General features: G+C 71.8%; 18 protein-coding genes. 10 read left to right on the forward strand and 8 right to left on the reverse strand.

Annotation, left to right across the window (positions count from 1 at the left end):
* The first annotated feature begins 29 nt into the window (after positions 1 to 29).
* Positions 30 to 1,769: an amidohydrolase gene (locus tag OG746_RS32855; RefSeq protein WP_266721313.1), complete on the forward strand. Its 1,740-nt coding sequence runs from the start codon at positions 30 to 32 to the stop codon at positions 1,767 to 1,769.
* Between the two features lie 18 nt (positions 1,770 to 1,787).
* Here the strand turns inward: OG746_RS32855 and OG746_RS32860 are convergent, their stop codons facing one another.
* Both OG746_RS32860 and OG746_RS32865 read right to left on the reverse strand, forming a co-directional pair.
* A complete protein-coding gene (locus OG746_RS32860) occupies positions 1,788 to 2,573 on the reverse strand; it encodes an ABC transporter permease (RefSeq protein ID WP_266721315.1) in 786 nt (261 codons plus the stop codon).
* A complete protein-coding gene (locus tag OG746_RS32865; protein ID WP_266721317.1) occupies positions 2,570 to 3,556 on the reverse strand; it encodes an efflux ABC transporter ATPase subunit, DrrA-related in 987 nt (328 codons plus the stop codon). The genes OG746_RS32860 and OG746_RS32865 overlap by 4 nt, the downstream gene beginning before the upstream one ends.
* 63 nt (positions 3,557 to 3,619) lie before the next feature.
* On the opposite strand from OG746_RS32865, the gene OG746_RS32870 reads away from it, so the two are divergent.
* The gene (locus OG746_RS32870) at positions 3,620 to 4,330 is read left to right on the forward strand and encodes a TetR/AcrR family transcriptional regulator (RefSeq protein ID WP_266721319.1); all 711 of its coding nucleotides are present in this window, start codon (positions 3,620 to 3,622) and stop codon (positions 4,328 to 4,330) included.
* A gap of 133 nt (positions 4,331 to 4,463) precedes the next feature.
* On the opposite strand, the gene OG746_RS32875 is transcribed toward OG746_RS32870, so the two are convergent.
* The 3 genes from OG746_RS32875 to hmgA form a co-directional block, all read right to left on the reverse strand.
* On the reverse strand, positions 4,464 to 5,681 hold the full coding sequence (locus OG746_RS32875) for a type ISP restriction/modification enzyme (RefSeq protein WP_266721321.1): 1,218 nt from the start codon (positions 5,679 to 5,681) through the stop codon (positions 4,464 to 4,466).
* A 90-nt stretch (positions 5,682 to 5,771) separates the two neighbouring features.
* On the reverse strand, positions 5,772 to 6,521 hold the full coding sequence (locus tag OG746_RS32880) for a GntR family transcriptional regulator (protein ID WP_266721322.1): 750 nt from the start codon (positions 6,519 to 6,521) through the stop codon (positions 5,772 to 5,774).
* A gap of 53 nt (positions 6,522 to 6,574) precedes the next feature.
* Positions 6,575 to 7,891, reverse strand: a complete 1,317-nt coding sequence (hmgA, locus tag OG746_RS32885) for a homogentisate 1,2-dioxygenase (protein WP_266721323.1) — start codon at positions 7,889 to 7,891, stop codon at positions 6,575 to 6,577.
* Between the two features lie 180 nt (positions 7,892 to 8,071).
* Here hmgA and OG746_RS32890 point away from each other — a divergent pair, with 180 nt between their 5' ends.
* From OG746_RS32890 to OG746_RS32915, 6 genes are all read left to right on the forward strand, one after another.
* Positions 8,072 to 8,560, forward strand: coding sequence for a hypothetical protein (locus OG746_RS32890; RefSeq protein ID WP_266721325.1), 489 nt, complete (start codon positions 8,072 to 8,074; stop codon positions 8,558 to 8,560).
* 10 nt (positions 8,561 to 8,570) lie between these two features.
* Positions 8,571 to 9,182, forward strand: a complete 612-nt coding sequence (locus OG746_RS32895; protein ID WP_266721326.1) for a TetR/AcrR family transcriptional regulator — start codon at positions 8,571 to 8,573, stop codon at positions 9,180 to 9,182.
* 169 nt (positions 9,183 to 9,351) lie between these two features.
* Positions 9,352 to 10,755 (forward strand): CitMHS family transporter, encoded by a 1,404-nt coding sequence (locus tag OG746_RS32900; protein ID WP_266721328.1) that lies wholly within the window; start codon positions 9,352 to 9,354, stop codon positions 10,753 to 10,755.
* A 105-nt stretch (positions 10,756 to 10,860) separates the two neighbouring features.
* Positions 10,861 to 12,087: an MFS transporter gene (locus OG746_RS32905; RefSeq protein ID WP_266721330.1), complete on the forward strand. Its 1,227-nt coding sequence runs from the start codon at positions 10,861 to 10,863 to the stop codon at positions 12,085 to 12,087.
* Between the two features lie 100 nt (positions 12,088 to 12,187).
* The gene (locus OG746_RS32910) at positions 12,188 to 13,270 is read left to right on the forward strand and encodes a Zn-dependent alcohol dehydrogenase (protein ID WP_266721332.1); all 1,083 of its coding nucleotides are present in this window, start codon (positions 12,188 to 12,190) and stop codon (positions 13,268 to 13,270) included.
* 152 nt (positions 13,271 to 13,422) lie between these two features.
* Complete coding sequence (locus OG746_RS32915) at positions 13,423 to 13,905, forward strand: VOC family protein (RefSeq protein WP_266721334.1); 483 nt, start codon at positions 13,423 to 13,425, stop codon at positions 13,903 to 13,905.
* A 123-nt stretch (positions 13,906 to 14,028) separates the two neighbouring features.
* Here the strand turns inward: OG746_RS32915 and OG746_RS32920 are convergent, their stop codons facing one another.
* From OG746_RS32920 to OG746_RS32930, 3 genes are all read right to left on the reverse strand, one after another.
* Positions 14,029 to 15,021 carry an urea transporter gene (locus tag OG746_RS32920; protein WP_266721336.1) on the reverse strand — a complete coding sequence of 331 codons (993 nt, stop codon included), beginning with the start codon at positions 15,019 to 15,021 and terminating at the stop codon, positions 14,029 to 14,031.
* 106 nt (positions 15,022 to 15,127) lie between these two features.
* Positions 15,128 to 15,898 carry an ArsR/SmtB family transcription factor gene (locus OG746_RS32925; RefSeq protein ID WP_266721337.1) on the reverse strand — a complete coding sequence of 257 codons (771 nt, stop codon included), beginning with the start codon at positions 15,896 to 15,898 and terminating at the stop codon, positions 15,128 to 15,130.
* Between the two features lie 119 nt (positions 15,899 to 16,017).
* Positions 16,018 to 16,668 carry a TetR/AcrR family transcriptional regulator gene (locus OG746_RS32930; protein ID WP_266721338.1) on the reverse strand — a complete coding sequence of 217 codons (651 nt, stop codon included), beginning with the start codon at positions 16,666 to 16,668 and terminating at the stop codon, positions 16,018 to 16,020.
* 80 nt (positions 16,669 to 16,748) lie between these two features.
* On the opposite strand from OG746_RS32930, the gene OG746_RS32935 reads away from it, so the two are divergent.
* Together OG746_RS32935 and OG746_RS32940 are read left to right on the forward strand one after the other, a co-directional pair.
* Positions 16,749 to 17,900: an acyl-CoA dehydrogenase family protein gene (locus tag OG746_RS32935; RefSeq protein ID WP_266721340.1), complete on the forward strand. Its 1,152-nt coding sequence runs from the start codon at positions 16,749 to 16,751 to the stop codon at positions 17,898 to 17,900.
* Between the two features lie 61 nt (positions 17,901 to 17,961).
* Entirely contained in the window at positions 17,962 to 18,252 is a 291-nt protein-coding gene (locus OG746_RS32940; RefSeq protein WP_266721342.1) for a YiaA/YiaB family inner membrane protein, read from the forward strand.
* The last annotated feature ends 19 nt before the right edge of the window (positions 18,253 to 18,271 follow it).

Below are 18,271 nucleotides of genomic sequence, written 5' to 3' on the forward strand. Positions count from 1 at the left end.
TACACCCACCTCACCCCCGGGAGGTACGCGTGTGTGACCTGCACGACCACCACGAGCACGAGCTGCCCGAGTCCACGCCCGGACCGCAGATCAGCAGACGCCGCATCATGCAGATGCTCGGCGCCGCCGGAGTGACCACCGCGGCGATGACCGCCCAGGCGGACCCGGCGATGGCCGCCGCGGTGGACGCCTCGGACGCGGCCCCGCTCGAATACAAGGCGCCCGAAGGCCTCGCGGAGGACAGTCCGGCCAAGACCGCCGCCCTCGGCTGGATCGGCGCCAACAGCTCCCGCATCACGGGCCTGAACGAGGAGATCTGGGAGCACGCCGAGCTGTCGCTGCGCGAGTGGAACTCCTCGCTCGCCGAGGCCGGCTTCCTCGAACGGGCCGGATTCGACGTGAAGTTCGGGACCGCCGGCTTCCCGACCGCGTTCACCGCGACCTACTCCTACGGCAGCGGCGGCCCGGTGCTCGGGTTCAGCGGCGAGTACGACGCGCTGCCCGGCCTCTCGCAGAACAAGGGCGTCGGACACCACGACCCGCGCGAGTACATCCACGACCCGTTCGCCCCGAGCTACGGCCCGGGACACGGCTGCGGGCACAGCGCGCTCGGCACGGCGGCCGCCGCCGCGGCGGCAGCGGTCGCGCAGGCCGCCAAGCAGCACAAGCTCCCGGTCACCGTGAAGTTCTTCGGCTCCACCGCCGAGGAGACCCTGATCGGCAAGACGTACGCGGTCAGCAAGGGCGTGTACGAGGGCCTCGACGCCTTCCTCGACTGGCACCCCTCCACCGCCAACGCCACCGGCTGGGGCACCAGCAACGCCATGACCGCCGTGACCTTCACGTTCCTCGGCGTCGCGGGACACGGCGGCACCCCGCTCGGGAACAAGTCCGCGCTCGACGCCGCCGTGATGATGGCGACCATGTCGGAGTTCCTGCGCGAGGAGAACATGGCGCCCTCCGCCCGGCTGCACTGGGTGATCAACAACGGCGGCGACATCCCCAACGTCACCCCGGAGATCGCCGAGATCAGCTACTACGTGCGTGAGGGCAGCACCGCCCGCGTCCAGGTGCTGCTCGACAAGGTGATCGCGATCTCCGAGGCCGCCGCCAAGGCCTCGCAGACCACGGTGCGGCACCGCATCACCTCCGCCTGCTGGAACCAGCTGCCCTCCAAGTCCTTCGCGGAGCTGCTGCACGACAACATGCGGCAGATCGGCCCGCCGAAATTCAGCGCGGAAGCACACCAGTTGGCGAAGGATCTGCAGAAGTCGCTCGGGCTTCCCGAGGCCGGAATGCACGACAAGGTGGGTGAACTCAAGCCGCCGGACCCGGTGTTCCTCGGTGGCGGCTCGACCGACGTCGCGGACATCAGCTGGAACGTGCCGACCGTGTCGATGGGTTCGGCGCTCGCCCCCATCGGCACGAAGATGCACACCTGGTCCACCGCGGCCTGCGCCGCCGCGGCCCCCGGGCAGGCGGCCGTGCTCGCCGCCGCGAAGTATCTGGCGGCCACGGCGGTCGACCTGATCACCCAGCCGGAGCGGCTCAAGGCGATCAAGGACGAGTTCAAGGACCGCACGAAGGACGTCGAGTGGAAGACGGCGATCCCGGACGGCTATGAGCCGCCCATGTACGAGCCGCCGGCGTGGTTCCAGAAGAAGACCGGGCAGAAGTGGCCGCCGAGCAACATCACGTGGCCGCCGAAGCGGGTCGTGTCCCAGGAGAAGTTCTCCTCGCTGGGACCGGCCCTGGAGCCGCAGAAGTAGCCCTCACCGTAAGGATGTTCACCGTCCGCCGCGTGTGTAGCGGCGGACGGCGAGCGGCACGCACACCGCGAGCAGCACCGCGCACCAGGCCAGTGAGCCCGCCACCGGATGCGCCACGGGCCAGGCAGCGCCGTGCGGCACCGGCGCGTTGCCGAACAGCTCGCGCACGGCCGTGGCCACCGCGCTGATCGGGTTCCACTCGGCGAGGGTGCGCACCCACCCCGGCATCCCGTCGGTCGGGATGTACGCGTTCGACAGCAGCGGCAGCATGAAGGTGGCGCCGCCCAACTGCCCCGCCGCCTCCTCGCTCTGCGAGGCGAGCCCGAGCAGGATCCCGACCCACGTCGCGGCGAACCGGAAGAGCAGGAGCAGCCCGAACGCGCCGAGCGCCGCAGGCAGCCCGCCCTCGATCCGCCAGCCCATCGCGAGCCCCACGAGCACGAGCGGCACCAGGCCGACCGCCGTCGTCAGCAGATCGGCGACCGCCTGCCCGAGCGGCACCGCCGCCCGGCTCATCGGCAGCGTACGGAAGCGGTCCATCACGCCCCGGTGCGAGTCCTGGGCGGCGCCGAACATCCCGGTCATGATCCCGTTCGCCGCGGTCGCCACGAGCATGCCCGGCACCAGGAACGCCCGGTAGTCCGAGCCCGGCATGGCGAGCGCGGAGCCGAAGACGTAGCCGAAGAACAGCAGGAACACGATCGGCATGGTCTGCGTCATGATCAGGATGGCCGGGGCGTGCCGGACGCGCTGGAGGTGCCGGCCGAGCATGGCCGTGCCGTCGTAGAGGATGGCGGTGCTCATGCGGCGACCTCCTGGGTCCCTGTGGGGGCGCGATCGGTGACGGTGAGGCGCAGGAACACCTCGTCGAGCGTGGGCGGACGCAGCGTCGCGTCGAGCAACGGGACGCCGGACGCGTCGAGTTCGCGTACGACGCGGGGGAGCGTGACGGCAGGGTCGAGGACGACGGCGCCCACGGTGCGGCGCTCCGCGTCCAACCGGGGCCGGGTGCCGGTGAGTTGGTCGAGTACGACGGCCGCCGCGTGCAGCGCCTGCTCGCCCGCCTCCTCGGCCACGACGACCTCCGCGTAGTGGCCGATCTGCGCCTTGAGCTCGGCGGGCGTGCCCGAGTGGGCGGCGCGGCCCTCGTCGATCAGCACGATGTCGTCGGCGAGCTGGTCGGCCTCCTCCAGGTACTGCGTGGTCAGGACGACGGTCGTGCCCTCGTAGGACAGCTCGCGCACGGCCTCCCAGATGCCGTTCCTGCTGTGCGGGTCGAGGCCGGTGGTCGGCTCGTCGAGGAAGAGCACGGCGGGGCGGGTGATCAGGCTCGCGGCCAGGTCGAGGCGGCGGCGCATGCCACCGGAGTACGTACGGGCCGTGCGGTCGGCGGCTTCGGTCAGATCGAAGCGCTCGATCAGCTCGTCGGCGCGGGCCCGGGCGCCCGGCGCGCGCAGCAGGCGGGCGAACAGGCGGAGGTTCTCGCGGCCCGTGAGGTCGCCGTCGACCGACGCGTACTGGCCGGTGACGCCGATGCGGCGGCGGACGGAGTGCGGGGCGGCGGTGATGTCGTGCCCGGCGACACGCGCGGTGCCCGCGTCGGGGCGGAGCAGCGTCGTGAGCAGCCGGACCGCGGTGGTCTTGCCGGCCCCGTTCGGCCCGAGCAGACCGCACACCGTGCCCTCGCGCACCGCCAGATCAAGGCCGCGCACGGCATGCACGGCCTTCGGCCCCTTGCCGAAGTGCTTCTCCAGACCTTCACTAAGTACAGCGTACGTAGAAGTCATGCCGCCACCGTAGCGCACTACGTACGGTGTACGTAACTAGGATGGTGCGCGAGGTGATGATCAATGGCGGGCCGAGCGGCCGAACCCGAAGTGATCTGGGCGCGCCCCGAGCGCGCCGGGCGGGGGCCGAGGCCTGCGCACAGCAGGGCCGACGTCGCGGCGACGGCGGTCCGCGTCGCCGACGCCGAGGGCATCGACGCGGTGTCCATGCGGAAGATCGCCGGTGAGCTGGGCATGGGCACGATGTCGCTGTACAACTACGTGCCGCGCAAGGAGGACCTGTACGAGCTGATGGTCGACGCCGTCAGCTCCGAGTACACGTTCTCGGAGCCGAGCGGTGACTGGCGGGCGGACATCCTCGGCCTCGCCCGGCAGTCGCGGGCGCTGATGCACCGGCATCCGTGGCTGCCGGGGCTGATGTCACCGGTCTACGGCTTCAGCCCGAACGCGCTCGCGTACCTGGAGTACTGCCTGACCTGCCTCGACCCGCTCGACCTGCCGTACGGCACGAAGATGGAGCTGGTCGCGGCGGTGACGAGCGTGGTCACGACGTACGTCGCCAACGAGATCGCGACGGCCGAGCGGACGCGCTCCCTACCGTGGAGCGCAGAGCAGGAACAGGCGGTACGGATCGCCTACTTGGGCGGGCAGGTGGCCTCGGGCCGGTACCCGCGCCTCGCGGCGTCGTTCGCCGAGGACGCGGGCCCGATCGACCTGGAGGCGGTGTTCGAGCGGGCGCTGAGGAGGACGTTGGAGGGGTTCGCGGCGGGGTGAGCGCGCCCGCCGGGCGGCCTGGGAGGCGGGCGAACAGGTCGCCCGCGCCCGCTTCCTGACAGCCCGGGCCGACGGCCGGCCGGATACTCGCGCTCTAATGCCGGGAGCGTTCGCCCCCGAGATCTCCCGAGTTTCACAGGATCGCGAACTGGCCTCCCGGGCCCTCCTCCTGGTGGTCGAGAACCGAGGCGGGGCGGTGGGCGGAGTCCGGGACCGGGAGGACGCGGGCCCGTTCCAGGTCCTTCGTCGTCATCGGGTCCGCGATGGCGGCCTCGCGCAACTCGTCCTGCTGCGGGCCGAGTTCCGCGAGGAGCGTCAGGACCGTGATGAGTTCCAGGAGTTGTGACGTCCACGGCTGCGGCCAGGTGGTCGGGCGCAGGGCCGCGAGCGTGCCGGCCTCGGCGGGTGCGGTGCGGCGCGCGAACCACTGCTCCAGGACCCCGACCCCGCTGACGTGGAAGTCCCAGGCCGCCGCGGGGACCGGGGAGATACGTCCGTCGCCGGCGACCAGGGCCTCCTCCTCGCGGTCGTAGAGGAGCTCCGTGGGCCGGGCAGGCAACGGGGAGCGCACATACGGGCGGCGGCCGCCCGGCAGCTTGGGGCGGTCGGCATCCGTGCCGCGCCGCTCCAACCACAGGACGCGGCGCCCGAGTTCGACCCCGCGTTCCCACACGTCCGCGTCGTCCGGCAGCGGCACGCGGATGTCGGGGGAGCCGTCGCGGGCGCCCGCCACCAGGATCCACGCGAACAGATCGGCCGCCGTCACCTCCTGGTCGTACGCGCCGGAGAGGTGGGTGAGCAGGCCCGGCGCCACGTTCGGCTCCGTGCCACCGGGGCGGCGGTACAGCGGGCGGATGCGGCCGGGGCGTCCGGCGGGGGAGCGGCCCTCCGGGAGGACGGCGGACGCGAGCAGCGCGGGGCCGCCGGCGTCGGGCACGTACCCCTGCTCGACGAGGAACAACTGCCGCTCGTCCGCGACCCGCCACAGCTCGGGGCGCGCCGCGTCGAGCAGCCGCTGGTCGGGGATGAGCCACTGCTCGTCGAACGGGCCGTGCAGCAGCGGTACGGGGTCCGGGCAGGGCCCCTCGGCGTGCGCGAGCGGCTCCGTGCCGGTGCGTTGGCCGGGGAGCTGGGCGGCGGCGGTGTGCAGGGTGCGGGTGCGTGAGGGTTCGAGGAGCGCCTCGCGCTCGGCTGGTTCGGCGCGCACGAAGGCGTTCCAACGGGCCTTCAGGGACGCGGCGTCCGGAGCGACCGGCCAGCCGCGTCCCGTACGCAGCGGTGCCACGGACCACGGCATGAGGTCCGCGAGCCCGATGGCCTCGGTGAGCGGGTCGTTCGTCACGACCGGCATGGTACGTCTCCCCCTTTCGCGGCAACGGTGTTGCGGTCGCGGGGCTCCGCCCCGGACCCCGCGCCTCAAACGCCGGCGGGGCTGAATTGGTCAATCCGCGTCCAACGTCACCGTGAACGAGAACCGGTCCCCCCGGTAATGGATCACCGCCACATCCAACACCCTGCCCTCCTCGTCGTACGTGACACCCGTGTAGTGCAGGATCGGACTGAGCAGCGGCACTTCGAGGAGCCGCGCCGTCTCCGGATCCGCGAGCCGCGCCTGCACCGAGTCCGTGATCCGGCTGATCCGCACGCCGACCACGTCCCGCAGCACCTTCGTCATCGGCCATCGCTCCAGGTCCGCGAGGTCCACGCGGGCGCCGAGGTCCGGACGGAGGTAGTTGCGGGCGTGGTTCGTCGGTTCGCCGGTCTTCTCGTCGAAGCGCAGCCGGTGGTACGTGGGGACGGCCCCGACCCCCGGGAAGTACTCGGCGAAGGCCACGGGGACCGGCACCGTGTCGTGGTCGAGCAGCCGTGTCGTCATGCCGGACTGCTGCGCGACGATCGCGTCGACCGAGCCCAACAGGCGCACCGGCGCGCCCTGTTGGGCATCCGGCTCGATGAACGTGCCGCGGCGCCGGTGCCGCGTGATGAGTCCCTCGTCCTCCAGTTCCTTCAGCGCCTGACGCATGGTGAGCACGGAGACCCCGTAGTGCCCCGCGAGTTGCTCCTCGGTGGGCAGGCGCAGTGGGTCCTGCGGCGATCTTCCAAGTATCGAGGCGCGCAGGGACTGCGACACCTGATACCAGAGCGGCAATTTGCGGTTCAGGACGATCGAGTCCGGGGCGAATGACGTCACGGGTTATCCGTACCGGTCGTCGGGGGAGTGGTGCAATGCGGCGGCCATGGGGTCTATCCGCGGAAGTGGCGCTCCAGGCCACGCCACACGTCGTCGTAGCCGCGCTGCAGATGCCCGGCGGTCGAGGCCTGCGGGGCGAGGGTGACGGGCCAGCGCGTCTCGAACATGAAGGCCAGGCCGTCGTCGACCTTCTGCGGCTTGAGGTCGGCCGCGCTCGCCTTGTCGAACGTGTCCCGGTCAGGACCGTGCGCCGACATCATGTTGTGCAGCGAGCCGCCGCCCGGCACGAAGCCCTCGGCCTTCGCGTCGTAGGCGCCCTCGATGAGCCCCATGTACTCGCTCATCACGTTCCGGTGGAAGTACGGCGGCCGGAACGTGTCCTCGCCCACCAGCCAGCGCGGCGCGAAGACGACGAAGTCGACGCCCGCGAGCCCCGGGGTGTCGGACGGCGACGTGAGCACCGTGAAGATCGACGGGTCCGGGTGGTCGTACGAGATGGTCCCGATGACGTTGAAGCGGCGCAGGTCGTATACGTACGGGACGTGGTTGCCGTGCCAGGCGACGACGTCGAGCGGGGAGTGGTCGTAGGCCGCGGACCAGAGGTTCCCGCAGAACTTGTTGACGACCTCGACGGGGCGGTCGACATCGTCCTCGAACGCGGCGACCGGCGCCCTGAAGTCCCGTGCGTTCGCCAGGCCGTTGGCGCCGATAGGCCCGAGGTCGGGCAGTTGGAACGGGGCGCCGTAGTTCTCGCACACGTACCCGCGTGCGGACTCGTCGAGGAGCTCGACCCGGAATCGCACGCCGCGCGGGATCAGTGCGACCTCGCCCGGCTCGGCGGCGAGCACCCCGAACTCCGTGCGCAGCAGCAGTCCGCCGTGCTCGGGGACGATCAGCAGTTCACCGTCCGCGTCGCTGAACACCCGGTCGTTCATGGGGGAGTTGGCGTGGTACAGGTGCACGGCCATGCCGGTGCGCTGCGTCGCGTCGCCGTTGCCGCCCAGCGTCCACAGGCCGGCCAGCCAGTCCGTGCCGGGTGCCGGCTCGGGCAGCGGGTTCCAGCGACGGCGGTTGGGGTCGGGGGCGGTCTCGGTGAACGGGGCCGTGCGCACCCCGCCGTTGTCGACACGGCTGAACTCCGGGTGCGCCGCCGACGGGCGGATCCGGTACAGCCACGAGCGGCGGTTGTGCGCCCGCGGCTCGGTGAAGGCGGTGCCGCTGAGCTGCTCCGCGTATAGGCCGAGCGGCGCGCTCTGCGGCGAGTTGCGCCCCTCGGGCAGGGCCCCCGGCACGGCCTCGGACCCGTGCTCGTTCCCGAAGCCGGAGAGGTAGGTCAGCCCCTCGGCGGTCTTGCGTACGTCCCCGCTCATCATCGCTCCCTGGTCAATGATTCCTATGCAACACCGTAGGATTCGCGGGTGGGCGGCGCAAGACCATCACCGTCCGTCGTATGGCTGACGCGTGGCGGTACCAGCGGCCGAGGGGAGGCCCGCGAGCGTCCTCCCCGCGAGGGATCCGCCGAACGCCAACGGTCCTCTACCGTCCCGAACATGCCCAGCCTTCCTGCTCTCCGCGCGGCCGCCGCGGCGCTGCTGACCTGCGCCCTGCTCGCCGGAGCCGTGGGCTGCGGGGCCGATGACAACGGACCGCGAGATGCCGGGGAGGTCCTCTCGCGCACCGACGCCGCGGGCCGTCACTACCGCCAGGTCCCGGTGGAGGGCGCACCCGAGATCGGCCTGATCGTGAAGCCGCAGACGGGCCCCGAGGGCGGCTGGGAGGTCCGCATCTGGGTACGCCGCTTCCGCCTCAGCCCCCACGGCACCCCGGCCCGGGCCGTCGAGCGCCGCGGCTACGCCCGGCTCTACCTCGACGGCCGCTGCCTCGCCCGGCTGCGCGCCGTCGACTACCGCCTCCCCGGCACCCGCCTGCACCGCGGCACCCACCACCTCACCGCCCGCCTCTACGCCGACGACCACACGGTGTGGGCGGTCGCGGACAAGCCCGTCCAGGCCACCGCGGACCTGACCGCGTCACCGTAGTCTGGCCTTCATGGAGCATCCAACGCCCCTGCGCCGCAAGCCCGTTCAGCGGCGCAGCGCCGAGCGTCTGACCCGGATTCTCGACGCCTGTGCCGAACTTCTCGACGAGACGGGCTACGACGAGCTGAGCACCCGCGCCGTCGCGCACCGCGCCGAGGTCCCCATCGGCTCGGTCTACCGCTTCTTCGGCAACAAGCGGGCCCTGGTCGACGCGCTGGCCGAGCGCAATCTCGACCGGTACGTGCGGCGGGTCACCGCGCGCCTCAGGGACGTCCCCACCGGCGACTGGCGGGCCGCGATGGACGCGGTGCTCGACGAGTACCTCGCGATGAAGCGCACGGCGCCGGGCTTCTCCCTGGTCGACTTCGGCACCCAGCTCCCCGTGGGCGCCCCGGACGCCGACCCCAACCACCGCGTCGCCGACACCCTCACGGACCTCCTCGCCCCACGCCTCGACCGCACCCCGGACCCCGCGCTGCGCCGCGCGTTCCTGGTCGCCGTCGAATCCGCCGACGCCCTGGTCCGGCTCGCGTTCCGCATCGACCCGGAGCGCGGGGACGCGGCGGTGATCGGGGAGGTGCGGGAGCTGCTGCGGGCGTACCTGGCGCGCGTGCTCGACTGACGCCTTTCGCGCAGCACGCGGGTGAACCGCTCGTGACCTGGAGTTTTGCGCTTATTGCTCGCGTGTCAACGTCTTGTTAACGATTGTTCGGCCCACCTAGCGTCGCGCTGGCTGCCTCCCCCACGGCGGCTGTTCGAAGGCGAACGTAGACGTGAGAAGGCCCCTCCCCATGCTGACCATCCTCGGTTTCGGCATGATCGCCACCTTCCTGGTGCTGATCATGATGAAAAAGGTGTCGCCCATCGCGGCGCTCGTGCTCATCCCGGCGCTGTTCTGCGTCCTGGTGGGCAAGGGAGCGCACCTCGGTGAGTACGTCCTCGCGGGCGTGGGTGATCTCGCGCCCACCGCCGCCATGCTGATGTTCGCGATCGTCTACTTCGGCGTGATGATCGACGTCGGCCTCTTCGACCCGATCGTGCGCGGCATCCTGAAGTTCGCGAAGGCCGACCCCGTCCGCATCGTCGTCGGCACGGCCCTGCTCGCCGCGATCGTCTCGCTCGACGGCGACGGCTCCACCACCTTCATGATCACCGTCTCGGCGATGTACCCGCTGTACAAGCGCCTGAAGATGAGCCTCATCGTGATGACGGGTGTCGCCGCGACCGCCAACGGCGTGATGAACACGCTGCCTTGGGGCGGCCCGACGGCCCGCGCCGCCACCGCCCTGAAGGTGGACGCCAGCGACATCTTCGTGCCGATGATCCCGGCGCTCGGCGTGGGACTGCTCTTCGTGTTCGCCCTCTCGTACGTGCTCGGGCGCCGGGAGCGCAAGCGGCTCGGCCATCTCTCCCTGGACGAGGACCTCACGGTCACCGAGACCGTCGAGGAGAAGGTGCTCGTCGGCGCCGGGAGCGGCAACAAGGGGACCGGCGCGGGCGCCGGCGGCGGATCCGCCTCCACCCCCTCGTACGAGAACGACGAGGGCGAGACGTTCTCCGGGCTCGACCCGAACCGGGCCACCCTGCGCCCCAAGCTCTACTGGTTCAACGCCGTGCTCACGGTGGTGCTCCTAGCCTCCATGATCATGGAGCTGCTGCCGATCCCGGTGCTGTTCATGCTCGGCGCCGCGCTCGCGCTCTCGGTCAACTACCCGAACATGACCGACCAGAAGGCCCGGATCGGCGCACACGCCGAGAACGTCCTCAACGTCGCGGGCATGGTCTTCGCCGCCGCCGTCTTCACGGGCGTGCTGCAGGGCACCGGCATGGTCGACCACATGGCGAAGTGGGTCGTGGGCGGCATCCCGGACTGGATGGGCCCGCACATGGCACTCGTCACCGGCGTGCTGTCCATCCCGTTCACGTACTTCATGTCCAACGACGGCTTCTACTTCGGCATCCTGCCGGTGCTCGCCGAGGCCGGGAACGCGCACGGCGTCTCGACCCTCGAGATCGCCCGCGCCTCGCTCGCCGGACAGCCGCTGCACATGTCGAGCCCGCTGGTCCCGGCGGTCTACGTGCTCGTGGGCATGGCTAAGGTCGAGTTCGGCGACCACACCAAGTTCACCGTGAAATGGGCGGCGTTGACCGCGCTGGTCGTCCTCGGCGCGGGTCTGCTGTTCGGAATCGTGTGACCGATGAATCCCGAGAACTGATGAATCCCGAGAGTCGATGAGTGCCGAGACCCGATGAGTTCCAAGAGCCGATGAGTGCCGAGACCCGATGAATCCTGTGACCTCATGAGCCGTGCCTGGCTGCTCCGCCTCGTCATCGCCTTCAGCTTCGCGCAGGGGGCGGTGTCGATGGCGCGGCCCGCGGTCTCCTACCGGGCCCTCGCGCTCGGCGCCGACGAGCGTGCCGTCGGCGTCATCGCGGGGGTCTACGCGCTGCTCCCGCTGTTCGCCGCCGTGCCGCTCGGCCGGCGCACGGACCACGGCCGGTGCGCGCCGCTGCTCCCGGTGGGCGTCGTCCTCATCGCGGGCGGGTGCGCGATGAGCGGACTCGCGAACAGCCTGGTGTCGATGGCCGCCTGGAGCGGTGTCATGGGGCTCGGGCATCTGTGCTTCGTCATCGGCGCCCAGTCGATCGTGGCCCGGCAGTCCGCGCCCGAGGACCAGGACCGGAACTTCGGCCACTTCACCATCGGCGCCTCCCTCGGCCAGCTCGTCGGGCCGATCGCCGCCGGAGCCCTGATCGACGGCCACGACATGGTAGGTACGAGTGCGCTCGCGCTCCTCGTGTCGGCGGGCGTCTGCGCGCTGGCCGTGACCTCGCTGTGGCGCATCGAGTCCCGTCGTACGCAGCCGGGTTCGCGCACGAAGGAGGCCTCCCGGGTCCCCGTGCACCGCATCCTGCGCACCCGCGGCGTGCCCGGCGGCATCTTCATCAGCCTCGCCGTCCTGTCGGCCACCGACATCCTCACGGCGTATCTGCCGGTGGTCGGCGAGCACCGGGGGATCGCGCCGTCCGTGGTCGGCGTGCTGCTGAGCCTGCGCGCGGGGGCGACGGTCGCCTGCCGCCTGGTCATGACCCCGCTCATCAACTGGCTCGGCAGGACGGCCCTGATCGCCACCACGTGCCTGCTCGCGGCGGTGCTGTGCGCGGGCATCGCGCTGCCCGTGCCGGTGTGGGCGCTCGGCGCGATGCTGATCGTGCTCGGCTTCTGCCTCGGGGTGGGCCAGCCGCTCTCCATGACCACGGTCGTCCAGGCCGCCCCTGCCGAGGCCCGCTCCACCGCCCTGGCGCTCCGGCTGACCGGCAACCGCCTCGGCCAGGTCGCGGCGCCCGCGTCGGCGGGCCTGATCGCGGGCGTGGCCGGGACGGCGGCGCCGTTCGTGATGCTGGGCGGGCTGCTGTTCGTGGCCGCCGGGCTCGGGGTCCGGGGCGGCGACAGGCGCGGCTCCGTGCGGGCGAGGACACGGGCTCCGCGCCTCCGTCGACGCGAGAAGGATCACCAGCGGCACTGAGCCTCCACCCCGGTACCCCCTGGACCCCAGAAACTAGCGACGCTAGTTTGGATCGGCACGTACGTGACATCCCGCACTCGCTCAGGGAGTTGTGCTCATCATGGTCCGCGCCGCTGTACTGCCCGCCGTCGGCTCCCCGCTGGAGATCGCCGACATCGACCTGCCCGAACCGGGGCCCGGCCAGGTCCGGGTGCGGCTGGCCGCCGCCGGTGTCTGCCACTCCGACCTGTCCCTGACCAACGGCACCATGCGGGTCCCGGTCCCCGCGGTCCTCGGCCACGAGGGCGCGGGCACCGTCGTCTCCGTCGGCGACGGCGTCACGCACGTGGCCCCCGGTGACGGCGTCGTCCTCAACTGGGCGCCCTCCTGCGGCAGCTGCCACGCCTGCACGCTCGGCGAGGTGTGGCTGTGCGCCAACGCCCTCACGGGCGCCGCCAACATCCACGCGAAGCGCGCGTCCGACGGCAGTGACCTCCATCCCGGCCTGAACGTCGCCGCGTTCGCTGAGGAGACGGTCGTCGCCGCGAACTGCGTGCTGCCGGTGCCGGACGGCGTCCCGCTCATCGACGCGGCCCTGCTCGGCTGCGCCGTGCTCACCGGCTACGGCGCCGTGCACCACTCCGCCCGCGTACGGGAGGGGGAGACCGTCGCGGTGTACGGCGTCGGCGGCGTCGGCCTCGCCACGCTCCAGGCCGCGCGCATCGCGGGCGCCTCGAAGATCATCGCGGTCGACGTCTCCCCGGAGAAGGAGGCGCTGGCGCGCGCGGCGGGCGCCACGGACTACGTGATCGCCTCCGAGACGACCGCGCGCGAGATCCGCGGGCTCACGGACAAGCAGGGCGTCGACGTGGCCGTGGAGTGCGTCGGCCGTGCCGTCACGATCCGTACCGCCTGGGAGTCCACCCGGCGCGGCGGCCGCACCACCGTCGTCGGCATCGGCGGCAAGGACCAGCAGGTCACCTTCAACGCCCTGGAGATCTTCCACTGGGGCCGCACGCTGTCCGGCTGCGTCTACGGCAACTGCGACCCGGCCCAGGACCTCCCGGTGCTCGCCGAGCACATCCGCGAGGGCCGCCTCGACCTGAGCACGCTCGTGACCGAGCGGATCGCGCTGGACGGGATCCCGGCGGCGTTCGACAACATGGTGGCGGGCAAGGGCGGCCGGGCGCTCGTCGTGTTTTAGCGATGCGGCGGTTTTGGCGATGCCCCGGTCTTGGCGTTGCTCCGGTTTTGGCGATGCCGCGGCCGATGAGTTCCCGGCTGGCGTCCGGTCTGTAGGAGGAGAAGCCTGATACAGGCCGGCACCGCGCCGGATCGGGAACCAGGAGGCCCACCATGCCCGCCACCGCTCAGAAGATCCGCCCCTGTCTGTGGTTCGACGGCAAGGCCGAGGAAGCCGTCGACTTCTACATGTCGCTCTTCCCCGGTTCCGACTCCGAGATCCTGGAGGTCCAGCGCTGGGGCAAGGAGGGGCCCGGTGTGCCCGGCTCCGTCCTCACCATGGAGTTCCGGCTCGCGGGCAACGAGTACCAGGCGCTGAACGGCGGCCCCGAGTTCAAGTTCAACGAAGCGGTCTCGCTCTCCGTCGACTGCGCCGACCAGGCCGAGGTCGACCGGCTGTGGGAGCGGATCACGGCGGACGGCGGCGAGGGCGGGCCGTGCGGCTGGTGCAAGGACAAGTTCGGGCTGTCCTGGCAGATCGTTCCGCGCCGGCTCGTCGAACTCCTCGCCGACCCGGACGAGGCGCGGGCCGCGAGGGTGCTGGCCGCGATGATGAAGATGGGCAAACTGGACGTCGCCGCGCTCGAGTCGGCTTAAAGGATCGGGGCTCCGCCCCGTACCCCGCGCCTCAAACGCCGGCGGGGCTGGATATGCCGATCCCCAGCGGGGTCCGGGGCGGAGCCCCGAGAGCGTCACCACGGACCCCGCGAGACGGAACACTCAGGCCGCCCCCGGTGACACCAACCGGGGGAACGACCTCGCCGCGACCAGGAACACCAACGTCGTCAGTGCGAACGGCCACGTGAACATGTGGCCGCCCACCGGCGCCGCCAACGCCCCGAACGCAGGCGCGCACACCGTCGCGGCGACCGCCCCCGCCACGGCATACGGCACCGTACGCCGCGTGCCCTCGAGGAACACCCCGCAGAGCGCGAGCGCGACCAGCACCGCGTTGTACGCGGACGTGCCGTCGGCCAGCTGCGCGGCGGGCTCGCCGAGGGCCCACGCGGTCGCCATGCCCGCGACGTTCCCGAGGCAGGCCACGCCCGCGACCCGCGGCCCGGCCACCAGCAGCCCGGCGAGCACCAGGGCCCCCGCGTACCACTGCGGCATCAGGAAGATCTGGCCGAATCCGGCGAAGAACCCCCGTACGGCTTCGTCGAGTTGGAGTCCTGTCCTGGCCCCGGACACCGCCTGCGGGAACGCGGCGATGCCGCCCCCGCCGGTCCACACCCGCGCGAACCCGGGCGCGGCCAGCGTGATGACGCTCGCCACGAGGCAGAACGGCAGCGTCAGGGCGGGCAGCCCCCACGCCCCGAGGGCCCGCCCCGCGGCGGCGGTGGCCACGGTCGCGGCGGCGCAGCCGAGCAGGGCCACGAGCACCGAGGACAGCTGGTCGGGGTTGAGGAAGACGGCACAACTCACGCCCACGAGGCAGGCGTTGAAGCCCTCCATGCCGAGCGTGAGCCGCTCCTTCTCCACGCCGAGCAGCGCCGCGACCAGCGTGCCGACGGCCGCGCCCCCGACCCCGTAGAGCCCGTACTCCCACCCGGCGGAGAACAGGGCCGCGGCGAACAGCGCGCCGGTGAGCGCGCGCGGCAGGAACGTCACCTGCCCGATCCCGCGCAGCACGCGCAGCGCGAACTGTCTACAGTCGGTTGCCCAACTCTGCCCGATTTCCTGGTGAATCGCGGCATCCACCGTCTGCGCCATGCGCCGCTCCCGTGTTACGAAGATGTTTCCCGGCCCGGCGAATGTACGCTACAGCTACTTCCGGGGAAGATCCCGGGCGGGGGCGGGAACGCGCCACGGCGCCCGCTCAGCGCAGCGCCGCCACTCCCAGCTCGGCCCGCAGCGCCCGCTCCCCGGCCCCGGTCACCCGCACCGCCCGCTCGGAGCCGACCCGCTCGACCCAGCCGGCCGCGAAGGCGTGGGCGCACAGCGCGGCGCCCGCCCGTCCGGCGAGGTGGAGACGGCGCTCCGTCCAGTCGAGGCAGCCGCGCGTCAGCGGCCGCCGCGGTCCGGGCTCCAGCGGCGCCCCGAGCGCCCGGAACCAGCCGTGCCCGGCGTCGGTGAGTGCGAAGGTGGAGGGGGCGGGGGAGTCGCCGGATCCGCCCAATCCGCCCGATGCGCCCAATCCGCCGGATTCGGCGTCGGCCCGCAGCAGCCCCCGCTCGACCATCGCGTCGGTGACCGTGATCCCGAGCCGGCCCGCCAGGTGGTCGTAACAGGTCCGCCCGCGGGCCATCGCCGTCCGCGCCGACGCGGCCCGCAGTGTCGGAGGCCGCTCGCCGCCGTCCGGCACGGCGTACCCGGCGAGGCCCTCCAGGAGCTGCGCGACCTGCGCGTCGGCGAGCCGCAGATACCGGTGGCGGCCCTGCCGCTCCTCGGCGAGCAGCCCGCCCGCGACGAGCTTGCCGAGGTGCTCGCTCGCGGTCGACGCCGCGACGCCCGCGTGCCGCGCCAGCTCGCCCGCCGTCCACGCCCGGCCGTCGAGCAGCGCGAGCAGGCAGGCGGCCCGCGTCTCGTCGGCGATCAGCGAGGCGAGGGCGGCGAGGCGCGGAGCGCCGGGTTCCTTCGAGGCGGCCATGCGTCAAGGATGACCCCGGCACGCTTCGGCGGCCGCCGATACGTCAGCGGTCGGTGGCTGCCGATACGTCAGCGGTCGATGGCTGCCGATACGTCAGCGGCCGGTGGGCTGCCGAAATATCAGTGCGTCCCCGCCGCCACCTGCTCGTACTGCACCGCGAGCCCGTCGAGCAGCGCCGTGAGCCCCGTCTCGAAGGCCCGGTCGTCGACGATCTCCTGTCGCTCGGCGAGCAGATGCGCCTGGCCGAGGTGCGGATAGTCGGCGGGGTCGTACGCCGCCTCGTCGTCGGGGAAGCCGCCCGCGAACGAGCCGAGCGCGGATCCCGTCACGAAGTACCGCATGAGCGCGCCGATGGACGTGGCCTGCGGCGGCGGCCACCCGGCGTCGACCATCGAGCCGAACACCGCGTCGGCGAGCCGCAGTCCGGCCGGGCGGCGGCCGGGGCCCTGCGCGAGCACCGGGACGATGTTCGGGTGCGCGCGCAGCGCCGCCCGGTAGGAGACGGCCCAGTCGTGCAGCGCGGTGCGCCAGTCCCGCCCGTCGTCCGTGTCGAACATCGACAGGTCGACCTGCGCGCTCACCGAGTCGGCGACCGCCTCCAGGATCTGGTCCTTCGTGCGGAAGTGGTTGTACAGGGAGGGCCCGCTCACCCCGAGCTCGGCGGCGAGCCGACGCGTCGAGACGGCGGCGAGGCCCTCGGTGTCGACGAGGGCGCGGGCCGCGTCGACGATGCGATCTCTGCTCAGGAGGGGCTTGCGCGGTCGGGCCATGCGGCACATAGTAGGGCTGCAAGCCAAAAACTAGCAGTGCTAATTAACTGCTTTACGATTCGATTCACGCGGGAGTGGCCATGAACCTGGAGCTGAGCGAGGAGCAGACGGCGGTGCGCCGGCTCGCCAAGGACTTCGTGGACCGCGAGATCGCGCCGAACGTGGTGGCGTGGGACCGGTCCGAGGAGGTCGACCGGGGCATCGTCAAGAAGCTCGGCGAGGTCGGCTTCCTGGGCCTGACCATCGACGAGGAGTACGGCGGCTCGGGCGGCGACCACCTCGCGTACACGCTGGTCACGGAGGAGCTGGGGCGCGGGGACTCGTCGGTGCGCGGCATCGTCTCGGTCTCCCTCGGCCTGGTCACCAAGCCGATCCAGCAGTGGGCGAGCGAGGAGCAGAAGCGGCACTGGATCCCGAGGCTGACCGCCGGCGAGGCGCTCGGCTGCTTCGGTCTCACGGAGCCGGGCCACGGCTCGAACCCGGCCGACCTCCAGACGCGTGCCGTCCGCGACGGTGACGACTACGTGATCAACGGCACCAAGATCTTCATCACCAACGGCACGTGGGCCGATGTCGTCCTTCTCTTTGCCCGCACCAACGACACCCCGGGCCACAAGGGCATCTCCGCCTTCCTGGTCCCGACCGACACCCCGGGCCTGACCCGCAACACCATCCACGGCAAGCTCGGCCTGCGCGGCCAGACCACGGCCGAGCTGGTCCTGGAGGACGTCCGCGTGCCGGCTTCCGCGCTGATGGGCCCGGAGGGCAAGGGCTTCTCGATCGCCATGTCCGCGCTCGCCAAGGGCCGGATGTCGGTGGCCGCAGGCTGCGTGGGCATAGCCCAGGCCGCCCTCGACGCGGCCGTCGGATACGCGGGCGAGCGCGAGCAGTTCGGCAAGTCCATCGCCTCGTACCAGCTGGTGCAGGAGCTGATCTCGGACATCTCCGTCGACGTGGACGCGGCCCGGCTGCTTACCTGGCGCGTCGCCGATCTCATCGACCGCGGCGAGGACTTCGCGACGGCGGCGTCCAAGGCGAAGCTGTTCGCGTCCGAGGCGGCGGTCCGCGCGGCGAACAACGCCCTCCAGGTCTTCGGCGGCTACGGCTACATCGACGAGTACCCCGTCGGCAAGCTGCTGCGCGACGCCCGCGTCATGACCCTCTACGAGGGCACGAGCCAGATCCAGAAGCTGATCATCGGCCGCGCGCTGACGGGTGTCTCGGCGTTCTGAGTACGCAGTTGAGTACGGGAGCGGATGGGGCCACGACCCCATCCGCTCCATGCTGTGCGGCATGAGTGACACACCGGTCAAGCAGCAGAACACCGTGGCCTTCTACGGACAGGCCGTCGCATCCTTCGTCGTCGCTCTCACCGCGACGGCCATCGGCATCTACAGCCTCGACGTCAGCGGCTGGATCCGCGCGTTCCTGGCGATCGCCGTCCTCTACCTCACGACCTCGGCGTTCACACTGGCCAAGGTGATCAGGGACCGCCAGGAGGCGGGCCAGATCGTGAGCCGCGTCGACCAGGCCCGCCTGGAGAAGATCCTGGCGGACCACGACCCGTTCAAACCGGTGGTGTGACGGGGGCAGCGTGACGGGG

The sequence above is a fragment of the Streptomyces sp. NBC_01016 genome (genome assembly GCF_026341035.1).
Lineage (GTDB): Bacteria > Actinomycetota > Actinomycetes > Streptomycetales > Streptomycetaceae > Streptomyces.